General features: G+C 71.8%; 11 protein-coding genes and 1 pseudogene. 5 read left to right on the plus strand and 7 right to left on the minus strand.

The window, feature by feature from the left end; all coding sequences use genetic code 11:
• Both VFJ94_RS03470 and VFJ94_RS03475 read left to right on the plus strand, forming a co-directional pair.
• Positions 1–644: aquaporin (locus VFJ94_RS03470; RefSeq protein ID WP_325002796.1), on the plus strand; the 644-nt coding region annotated here is incomplete at its 5' end.
• 53 nt (positions 645–697) lie between these two features.
• A complete protein-coding gene (locus VFJ94_RS03475) occupies positions 698–1,117 on the plus strand; it encodes an arsenate reductase ArsC (RefSeq protein ID WP_325002797.1) in 420 nt (139 codons plus the stop codon).
• Positions 1,118–1,132: 15 nt separating this feature from the next.
• Here the strand turns inward: VFJ94_RS03475 and VFJ94_RS03480 are convergent, their stop codons facing one another.
• The gene (locus VFJ94_RS03480) at positions 1,133–1,267 is read right to left on the minus strand and encodes a hypothetical protein (protein WP_325002798.1); all 135 of its coding nucleotides are present in this window, start codon (positions 1,265–1,267) and stop codon (positions 1,133–1,135) included.
• A 717-nt stretch (positions 1,268–1,984) separates the two neighbouring features.
• Between VFJ94_RS03480 and VFJ94_RS03485 the strand changes: the two genes are divergently transcribed.
• Positions 1,985–2,386 (plus strand): hypothetical protein, encoded by a 402-nt coding sequence (locus VFJ94_RS03485; RefSeq protein ID WP_325002799.1) that lies wholly within the window; start codon positions 1,985–1,987, stop codon positions 2,384–2,386.
• A 309-nt stretch (positions 2,387–2,695) separates the two neighbouring features.
• On the opposite strand, the gene VFJ94_RS03490 is transcribed toward VFJ94_RS03485, so the two are convergent.
• On the minus strand, positions 2,696–3,958 hold the full coding sequence (locus tag VFJ94_RS03490) for an ATP-binding protein (protein ID WP_325002800.1): 1,263 nt from the start codon (positions 3,956–3,958) through the stop codon (positions 2,696–2,698).
• A gap of 162 nt (positions 3,959–4,120) precedes the next feature.
• Positions 4,121–4,984: a pyridoxal kinase PdxY gene (pdxY, locus tag VFJ94_RS03495; RefSeq protein ID WP_325002801.1), complete on the minus strand. Its 864-nt coding sequence runs from the start codon at positions 4,982–4,984 to the stop codon at positions 4,121–4,123.
• Between the two features lie 127 nt (positions 4,985–5,111).
• Between pdxY and VFJ94_RS03500 the strand changes: the two genes are divergently transcribed.
• A complete protein-coding gene (locus tag VFJ94_RS03500; protein ID WP_325002802.1) occupies positions 5,112–5,450 on the plus strand; it encodes a rhodanese-like domain-containing protein in 339 nt (112 codons plus the stop codon).
• Between the two features lie 62 nt (positions 5,451–5,512).
• On the opposite strand, the gene VFJ94_RS03505 is transcribed toward VFJ94_RS03500, so the two are convergent.
• Together VFJ94_RS03505 and VFJ94_RS03510 are read right to left on the minus strand one after the other, a co-directional pair.
• A complete protein-coding gene (locus VFJ94_RS03505) occupies positions 5,513–6,226 on the minus strand; it encodes a hypothetical protein (protein ID WP_325002803.1) in 714 nt (237 codons plus the stop codon).
• A gap of 15 nt (positions 6,227–6,241) precedes the next feature.
• The gene (locus tag VFJ94_RS03510; protein WP_325002804.1) at positions 6,242–6,916 is read right to left on the minus strand and encodes a SprT-like domain-containing protein; all 675 of its coding nucleotides are present in this window, start codon (positions 6,914–6,916) and stop codon (positions 6,242–6,244) included.
• 120 nt (positions 6,917–7,036) lie between these two features.
• Here VFJ94_RS03510 and chrA point away from each other — a divergent pair, with 120 nt between their 5' ends.
• Positions 7,037–8,485 (plus strand): chromate efflux transporter, encoded by a 1,449-nt coding sequence (chrA, locus tag VFJ94_RS03515; RefSeq protein ID WP_325002805.1) that lies wholly within the window; start codon positions 7,037–7,039, stop codon positions 8,483–8,485.
• 17 nt (positions 8,486–8,502) lie between these two features.
• Here chrA and VFJ94_RS03520 read toward each other — a convergent pair whose 3' ends face one another.
• Positions 8,503–9,363 (minus strand): Fpg/Nei family DNA glycosylase, encoded by an 861-nt coding sequence (locus VFJ94_RS03520; protein ID WP_325002806.1) that lies wholly within the window; start codon positions 9,361–9,363, stop codon positions 8,503–8,505.
• A 12-nt stretch (positions 9,364–9,375) separates the two neighbouring features.
• Positions 9,376–9,633 (minus strand): annotated as a pseudogene (locus tag VFJ94_RS03525) (hypothetical protein); the annotation flags it as partial.

Genomic DNA, 9,633 nt, shown 5'->3' on the forward strand with positions numbered 1-9,633 from the left:
CCGTCATCGGCTCCGGCATCATGGGCACGAATCTCACCCAGGACATCGCGCTGCAGCTGCTCGTCAACGCCGTGGCGACCGTGGCGGCCCTGGGCGTCCTCATCGCCACCTTGGGACCGGTGTCCGGGGCGCACTTCAACCCCGTCGTGACCCTGGTCGGGGCGGTCCGTCGGGACCTCGGCGCCGGTGAGGCGACAGGCTACGCACTCGCCCAGTTCGCCGGGGGGCTGGCCGGGGCCGCGGTCGCGAACGTGATGTTCGAGCTGCCCACGTGGCAGGCCTCGCGACACGAGCGCACCGGGCCGGCGTTGTGGCTCGGCGAAGTCGTCGCCACGGCCGGCCTGCTGTTCACCATCGGCGCCATCACTCGAACCGGTCGCGGCCACCTCGGACCGGTGATCGTCCCGGCGTGGATCGGCGCCGCGTACTTCTTCACGTCCTCGACCTCGTTCGCGAACCCGGCCGTGGCCCTGGCCCGGTCGACCTCCGACACGTTCGCCGGCATCTCCCCAGGGAGCGTGCCCGGCTTCGCACTCGCGCAGCTCGTCGGGGCCGCGCTCGGCACCGGGCTGGCCGGATTCCTCTTCCCGCGGCGAGGATTGCCTGAGCCGCCTGACCTCCCGGAAACCGTCCACGCCACCTGAGACCACGACATCCCCAACCCCCGCCCAATCCACCCACGGAAGGCTCAGCCGTCATGAGCGACAAGCCCAGCGTCCTGTTCGTCTGCGTGCACAACGCCGGCCGGTCCCAGATGGCCGCCGCCTACCTGCACCACCTGTCCGGTGGCGCCGTCGAGGTGCGCTCGGCCGGCTCCGCACCTGCCGAGCACGTGAACCCGGCGGCCGTGGCGGCCATGGCGGAGGAGGGCATAGACATCCACGCCGAGAAGCCCAAGGTCTTGACGGTCGACGCCGTCAAGGACTCCGACGTCGTGATCACCATGGGCTGTGGCGACACCTGCCCGATCTTCCCGGGCAAGCGCTACGAGGACTGGGAGCTGGAGGACCCGGCCGGTCAGGGCCTCGAGGCCGTGCGGCCGATCCGAGACGACATCAGGCGCCGGGTGCTCGGTCTCCTCGAGGAGCTCAACGTCTCTGCCGCCAGGACACGGTGACGGTCGCCGGGTCGCTCATCCCACGACGACGAGCGTCACCACCTCCAGATCCGAGCCCCGCACTTGCGGGTCGCCATCACCTTCGCCGACCGCATGCCGGCCGCCGAGAACCTCTGAAAAACAATGGCAGAACCACGGTTCGTCGGACACACCCCTCCTGTCTGCTGGTCGCACGTAGGGTCGCGGGCTGGCGCCGGAGCCGCGCTTGAGCCAGTACTGAAAGTCCTCACGGAAATGGCGTCGCGGATCGATGACCCACGGCTCTTCACGTGCGACGGCTCGAGTTCAAGGAGCTTTAACTCGGCCGCCGCTACTTTCGGGTGGCGTGAGCTGGGGGGTGTCGGTACCTTTTCGCTATGACCGCTAGTAGGCGGCTGCGCCGTGCGACGCCGCTGTGCGGGTTCTTGATGCTGATGGGGGCCGGTGTGGCGCTCGCGAACGCGAGTTCTGCCTCGGGGTACTACTCGGTGAATGGCAAGAACTACGTCAACTGGGCAACCGCAGTGGTGCTCTACGCAGGGCAAGCGTCTGGGTACACCGCAGTTGGCCCCACTAGCGGCTCGTCCATCCCCGCTGGGTGGGAGAGCGCGCGCGGACGGATGTTCACCGAGTCCGGGAGCCTGTACTGCGAAAGCGGAAATGTGCACAACGGGTCAACCGTCAACTATGGGTCCTACACCAGTGCATCCTCTTGCACAAGGTACGGTTCCGGGTTCAACTTCTATAGTTACGGCGTCACCCAGGGGTGGAACGGGTCTAGCTATTCGTCCTACTTCACGTTCAAGTCACCTAATCAGACTAGCTAACGAACGGGGCAGCGGCATGCGAATCCAGACTCCCAAGGCAGTCGCGACCAGCGGAGCCGCCGTGATCGTCGGGATCGCCATCTTGATGTCAACCAACACCGGTGCGAGCGCCGACGGGCCAACATCGTCATATGGGCACAACGCACGCGGACAGACCTTCGGTTCCGCACTTGCTGCGGCCTCGCCCAATGAGGAGCCGGACCTTATCCAGGCAGTCGCCACCAATGGGCGCACCGGGTACGTCCTTAGGGCCGAGCTGGATGCAGCGGCCGGCGCAAACTTCCAAAGTCCGCAGGAAGCGCTTGCCTGGCAGACGGCGAACGAGGGCAAGAACTCGGTTGTCACTGTGTATGAGGCCGATGGCGTTACCAAGGTCGGAGTGTTCGTGATGCACCACCCGTCAGCCGCCGAGCGGGCGGCCGCAAACGCCGCTGCTGCACAGTCCGGTCCAGCAGGGGAGTAGACTAGACTTAGGAGACGGCAGTTGTCGTCGGACCTCGCTTTGGCAATGCCGAAACAACCTGCTGCATCACATTGCGTCCGACAAATAGGCGCAGATTCTCCATGAGTTGCATTGTGCTCGACCAAGGGCCCACCGGGTGTCCAAGCCAGTAATACGTCGGCGCAGCCAAGCGGTCTCCGGAGAACCGACCTCTGCCCGTCGGCACCGGGCCGTCCCTGTAAGCGGTTGTAGGGCGCAAGAAGTATTCGGGAAAAGCGAGGTTCTCGGCGTGAACGGTCGGGCGCGCTCACTCCGCGCTGGCAGGCCCGCTCAGGCCTGGGAGCGCAGGTACCTGCCGAAGTGCGGGACTGTGAACGCGATCTGACCCCGCTCCGCCGAGTAGATGAGCCCCTTCTTGATGAGTGCATCGCGCGCCGGTGACAGGGACTGCGGCTTGCGGCCGAGGACGTCGGCGACCACGCTCGTCGCCACCGCCTCCCGCTCGAGGACGCCGCGCCCGTCGGTCGCCATGGCGGCCGCTTCGCCGTCCGCCTCGCCGTCCGTCCGGCCCTCGCCGCCGGCGAGGAGCGCGGCCTCCGCCATGGCCCGGAGGTACTCGCGCTCGGCCGGCGTCGCCCGCTCGAAGCGCGACCCGAAGAAGCCCACCGCGAGCTCGGACTCGGCCTCCGGTGCGGCGACCCCGATGTCCTGCGCCGTGATGGGCGAGCTCGGGGCGACGTCCCACACGACCTTGCCGTACGCCTGGATGAAGTAGGGGTAGCCGGCGGTCACGGCATACATCTCGTCGAGCGCTTCGGGGGTGAACGCGCACCCCTCCTCCGAGGCCGGCCCGACGAGGGCGCGGTCGGCGCTCCCGCGCTCGAGCCGGTCGATGCGCTGGTAGCGGAACAGCCGCTCGGAGTAGGACTTCGACGCGGACAGCACGGCGGGAAGGTGTGGCAGGCCGGCCCCCACGACGATGACCGGCAGCCCCGACTGGGAGATCTCGTGGCAGGCCGCGCACACGGCCGACACGTCGTGGGCGTCGAGGTCCTGCATCTCGTCGACGAAGAAGGCGATGCCCTTGCCGACGTCGGCGGCGAGGCCCCCGACGTCGGTGAGCAGCTCGACGAGGTCGATCTCGATGTCGCCGGAGTCCGCGCGCCCCGACACGGCCGGGACGTCGATCCCCGGCTGCCACTTCTCACGCAGCCGCGCGTTGGCGGGCGCGTCGCGCAGCGCGAAGGCCTTGATGATGCCGAGGACGTGGTCCACCTCGTCACCGCGGGGGTGACCGAGCTCGCGGACGGCTTGGTGCGCGGCGGCGGCGAGGGGGCGGCGCAGCCGCTGGTCCGGGCGCGCCTCGAACTTCCCGGTCCCCCAATGAGCGCGGACCGCCGAGGACCGCAGCGCGTTGAGCAGCACGGTCTTGCCGACCCCCCGCAGCCCCGTGAGGACGATGGACCGCTCGGACCGGCCGCGGGCGATGCGCTCCAGCACGACGTCGAAGGTCCGCAGCTGCTCGTCCCGGCCAGCCAGCTCAGGGGGCCGTTGGCCGGCCCCGGGGGCGTAGGGGTTCGTGACGGGGTCCACGATGCGAGGCTATACGGCTCTCTAGGGAAAAGCCGAGATTGCCGCATACATCGGCATCGTGTCGCCGGACCGAACCAAAAAGGGACGGACGGGCATGAAAAACGCCGTTCCGCACGGTCAGGGGTGGTCATGCGGAACGGCGCGTGCCGACTATAACGTGACTCACGGGGGCGCGGTCCACCCAATCGGCAAAACCTGAAAAATCTCGTCCGGAGCGGCGACGGCCTCCTGCTCCTGGACGAGCAGCAGCTCCTCCGACATGCGCTCCGCCGTCGCGCGCAGCACGGCATACATCGTCGCGGCGGTGCGCGACAGCGCCGCCCGGGCACCACCTTGGCGGTAGTGCGCGAGGAAGAGCGCCGCGGTGACGTCGCCGCCGCCCTTGGCCACGATGGGCAGCAGCGGCGTGGTGACGAGCCACCGCTCCCCGCCGGTCACGCAGGCCATCTGCACGCAGCCCGGCGGCGTGTCCTCGGTGAGGGCGCTGGTGACGAGGACGACCTCCGGGCCACGGGCCAACACGTCCTCGGCCGCCGCCACCAGCTCCGCCTGGGTTCGCACCCGCCCGCCGACGAGGAACTCCAGCTCGAACTGGTTCGGGGTGACGATGTCGGCCCGCGGCACGACGTCGTCACGGAGGAACTCGGGAATCCCCGGCTGCACGAAGAACCCGCGCCCGACGTCGCCCATGACCGGGTCGCAGCAGTAGATCGCGGCCGGGTTGGCCGCCTTGACCCGCGCCACGGCGTCGAGGACGACCTCGCCGACCGCCTGCTCGCCGAGGTATCCCGACAGCACGGCGTCGATGCCCGGGAAGGCACCCCGGTCCTCGACCCCCTTGATCACCTCGGCCACGTCGGCCGCAGCGAGCGCCGGGCCCCGCGTGGCACCGTAGCCGGTGTGGTTGGAGAAGGTCACCGTGTGCACGGGGTAGACCTCGTGGCCCAGCCGCTGCAGCGGGAAGACCGCCGCGGAGTTGCCCACGTGGCCGTACGCGACGTGCGACTGGATGGACAGGACCCTCACGTGACACACGCTATGCCGGGGCCGTATGCCGCCGGGCGCGGGCGTCGTGGCGGGCCGCCCTCGTGGGCCGCCCTCGTGGGCCGCCCTCGTGCGTCGCGGTGGAGGCGCGCCGTGGGACACTGCGGCCATGAGCCAGATGCCGACCGAGGTGCCGACCACGACGGTGCAGGACGTGCCCGATGACGCCATCGTCATCGACGTGCGCGAGGCCGACGAGTGGGCGGCGGGCCACGCACCGAATGCCGTGCACGTGCCGCTGGGAGAGCTGCCTTCGCGCCTCGACGACCTGCCCGACACAGACGCCGGGCCGGTCCCCGTCGTGTGCCGCAGCGGCAGCCGATCGGCCCGCGCGGTGGCCTGGCTCACCCGGCAGGGGTTCGACGTCGTGAACCTCGACGGTGGCATGCGCGCCTGGGAGGCGACGGGCAAGCCGCTGCACGGCGCGGGCGAGCCGCGCATCCTCTGACCGTCAGGAGCCCTGACGTCACGTCGTCGGAACGTCACGGGCTGTGGCGTGCCGGCTCTGCGTCAGGGGGGCAGCGGCGCCACCGGTGAGCAGAGCAGCTCGTCCGGTCCTGGCGCCGTGACGGCGACCGGGACCACGGGAGGGTCGGCGAGGCCGGACCCGGCCGCGGTCGTGGCACCCGGGACGGGCACTCCCCGCGCCACCTGGACGCAGAACTGCCAGCTCGTCAGCCCTGCGATGGGCCCGCGCGGGGCGGTGAACTCCGCCCCGGGCACGTCGAGCCGCGGCGGCAGCGGCGCGAAGGCGCGCCCCTGGAGCGTGGCGCCGGGGGGCAGCACGTGGGCGCCGGTCCGCGGAGCGGCGACGAACCTCGTCCCGGGGGCCGGGGCGAAGCCTTGCTTGCTCACCCGGAGCACCCCCTCGACCGCGAACACCCAGGCGTGCTCGGGATTGAGCCTCGTCGGCAGGACCGCCGAGCCCAGCGCGTCGGGGACGCGGTCGTGCACGACGACGGGCCCGTCGCCCGTGTTGCGCACGGTGTAGTCGACGACGAGGCCGGGCGTCCCGGTCGCAGCGGCGCCCGGGGCCCGCGGCATTCCCGTGGACAGCGTCGCACGCATCGTCACCCCGGCTGTGCCGGTCGGCTGGCCCGGTGGTGTCGTCGCCTCGTCAGGTGGTCCCGACAGGCCGGCGCAGCCCGTGAGCAGCGCCCCGGCGACGACCACCCCGAGCAGCCCCGTGGTGCCCCTCGTGGCCAGTGCCGTGTGCCGCGCCATGACCGGGGCTCGTCGTCACTCGGCCGGCTCGACGAACGCGAAGGGCACGAGCAGCATCCGCGCCCCCACCCGCACGCGGTAGCGCGTGCGTCCGCGGCCAACGACCCACCCGGCCATCCCGTGGTACCTGCCCTCGGCCGAGATGCGGACCGGGGCCCCGGGCCGCAGCCGACCGGGGGCGTGCTGGGGTCTGCCGCCGAGGAAGGCGGCCAGCTCGGCGACGTAGTTGGGATGCATGGGCACGCGGACGCCGTGGTGGGTCCAGTCGAGCAGCCGCTGCCGCTCGGGCCCACGGCAGAGGCCGCAGAGGCCCACCCGGGTCGGCCGGCGGTGCCGCCGCACGACATGCCCGGCCGGGCACGTGCCGGCCCACGGCCCCTCGAGCCGGGGCGCGTCCACCGAGCTGCACCGCTGGCCGGAGCAGCCGATCTCGAGCGCCTTGGCCCGCCACACCGCGTCGTGGCCGTGCCGGGCTCCGACGAGGGCATGGGCGATCTCGTGCAGGATCGTGTCCCGCACCTCCTCCTCCGGGTGCAAGGCCGTCAGGTGCGCGCTCAGGCTGATGGTGCGGCTGCTCGAGCGGCATACGGCAGCTCTGGTCTTGGCCCGGTCGAGGGTGAGCGTCCAGTCGGCCAGGCCGTGCCCGCGCAGCAGCTCGGTCCCCAGGGTGAGCGCGGCTCCCAGCTCCATGTCGTGACCCTCCTGCGGTCGGCCGATCCGTCTGCAGCGACCTTAGAGGAGTGCCCCGACAGCCATGCGGGTCGCACCCCGCCCTTGACGCCGCACCCGGCCCCCGGCACGCTGCCGACCGTGGTCCCACGTCCCCGTCGCCGGCCCGTCCCCGCCCGAGGCGGGCAGGTCGGCGGGCAGGTCGGCGGGCAGGTCGGCGCCCCGGCGGCGGTCGACCGCGACGTCGTCCCCCTGCGGGAGGCGACCAGGGCGTGGTTCGCGATCTCGCTGCAGACCTTCGGGGGACCGGCCGGCCAGATCGCGGTCATGCACCGCACCCTCGTCGACGAGCGCCGCTGGATCGGGGAGCAGCGCTTCCTCTTCGCGCTGTCCTACTGCACGCTGCTGCCCGGTCCCGAGGCGCAGCAGCTCGCCACGTACATCGGCTGGTTGCTCAACGGCGTCAAGGGGGCGCTCGTCGCCGGCACCCTGTTCGTCCTGCCGGGCGTCGTGGCCCTCCTCGCGCTCTCCGGGACCTACGTCGCCTTCGGGGACACCACGCTCGTGCAGGCGCTCTTCCTCGGGCTCGGCCCTGCGGTCATCGCCATCGTCATCCAGGCCGTGATCCGGGTCGGCCGGAAGGCGCTGACGCGCCCGACCCTGGTGGGTCTCGCGGTGGCGTCCTTCGTGGCGCTCAGCGTCTTCGCCGTGCCGTTCCCGGCGGTGGTCGCCGGCGCCGGCCTGCTCGGCTGGCTCACGGGACGGGTCAGCCCGACCGTCGCCGAGGGGCCGGCGGCTCGCGGCAAGGCCGACGGCGGGCCACCGCCCCTCGTGCCCGACGACGCGCTGCACACGCAGCGGCCGACGGCACGCCGCGCGGCGGCCGTCCTCGGCATCGGGCTGCTGCTGTGGGCCGCCCCCGTCGTCGCCGTCGGGGTGCTCTTCGGTCGGCAGAGCGTCTTCGTGGCACAGGGCCTCTTCTTCTCCGGGGCCGCCGTGGTCACCTTCGGCGGCGCGTATGCCGTGCTCGCGTACGTCGCCCAGCAGGCGGTCGGCGTCTACGGCTGGGTGGCGCCGGGCGAGATGGTGCGGGGCCTCGCGCTCGCCGAGACGACCCCTGGCCCCCTCATCATGGTGGTGCAGTTCGTCGCCTTCCTCGGGGCCTACCGGCACCCCGGGTCGCTCAACCCCTGGGGCGCGGCCGTGCTGGGCGCCCTGCTCACCACCTGGGTGACCTTCGTGCCGTGCTTCCTCTTCATCCTGCTCGGCGCGCCCTACGTCGAGCGGCTGCGCCACCACCGGGGCCTGTCCGCGGCGCTGACCGGCGTCAGCGCCGCCGTGGTGGGAGTCATCGCCAACCTCGCCGTCTACTTCGCCCTGCACACCCTCTTCGAGGAGACACACCGGATCGGCGTGGGCCCGGTCCGGTTCGAGCTGCCCGTCGTCGGGTCGCTGCAGGTCGCGGCCCTCACCGTCACGGCACTCGGGTGCGTGCTGGTCTTCGCGCGGCGGTGGTCGGTGCTGCGCACGCTCGGCGCGTGCGCCGTCGCAGGCGTCGTCCTGCAGCTGCTGAGCGCCCGGCTGCACTGACGCCGAAGGCCGGTGCCTTACTTGAGCAGCCGGGACAGCCGCCGGTCGGCGAGGGGCTTGCCGCCGGTCTGGCAGGTGGCGCAGTACTGCAGCGACGTGTCGGCGAAGGAGACCTCCCGCACCACGTCGCCGCACTCGGGACACGGCAGGCCGGTGCGGCCGTGCACCCGCATCCCGGCCCGCTTGGCGTCCTTCAGCTCCTTGGCCGGCTTGCCCGACGCGGCGGCGACCGCGCCGCGCAGCGTGTCGCGCAGCGCGGCATACAGCCGGTCGACCACCTCCGGGGCGAGGGAGCCGGCGATGGCGAACGGTGAGATCTTCGCGACGTGCAGGATCTCGTCGGAGTAGGCGTTGCCGACGCCGGCGATGAAGCCCTGGTCGCGCAGCAGCCCCTTGATCTGCGAGCGCCGACCGGCCAGCAGCGCCCCGAAGGCCTCGCGGGTGAACTCGGGGGCCAGCGGGTCGGGGCCGAGGGAGGCGATGCCGGGCACGTCCCGGGGGTCGCGCACGAGGTAGGCGGCCAGCCGCTTCTTGGTGCCGGCCTCGGTGAGGTCGAAGCCCGAGCCGTCGGAGAACCGAGTGCGCAGCGCGATGGGCGACTTCCCCGGGCGCAGGACCGTGTTGGGCATGGCGTCGGACCACCGCAGCCAGCCCGCCCGCGCCAGATGGAAGACCAGGTGGATGCCGTCGCAGTCGAGGTCGACGAACTTGCCGTGCCGCGAGACCGAGTCGACCGGCACCCCCGCGAGCGCCTGCGGCGGCGGGTCGAACGTCTTGAGCACCGAGAACGACCCCAGCTCGACCCCCGTCACGGCCAGCCCGGCAGTCCGCTCGGCGAGGAAGTCGACGAGCGCCTGGACCTCGGGCAGCTCCGGCACGACGCCAGTCTGTCAGAGGCCGCCGTCACCGGCCGGGGTTCGCAGCGCCACCCGCAGCAGCTGCAACAGCCCGTACCCGTCGCCGGCCCGGCAGACCGGGACGTCCTTCTCGTGCCGGTCCCGCGACGGGGTGAGCTCCTCGAGCGACACCGGTATGCCGTGGGACAGCACCTGCTCCGACGGCGTCAGCTCTCGGATCGCGATGGCCTCGACCCGGTCGGGGCGCTGGCGGGCGAAGTCGCCGTAGATCTTCGGGTCGTGCTGGCCGTC

The sequence above is a fragment of the Intrasporangium sp. genome (assembly GCF_035688975.1).
GTDB lineage: Bacteria > Actinomycetota > Actinomycetes > Actinomycetales > Dermatophilaceae > CALMNV01.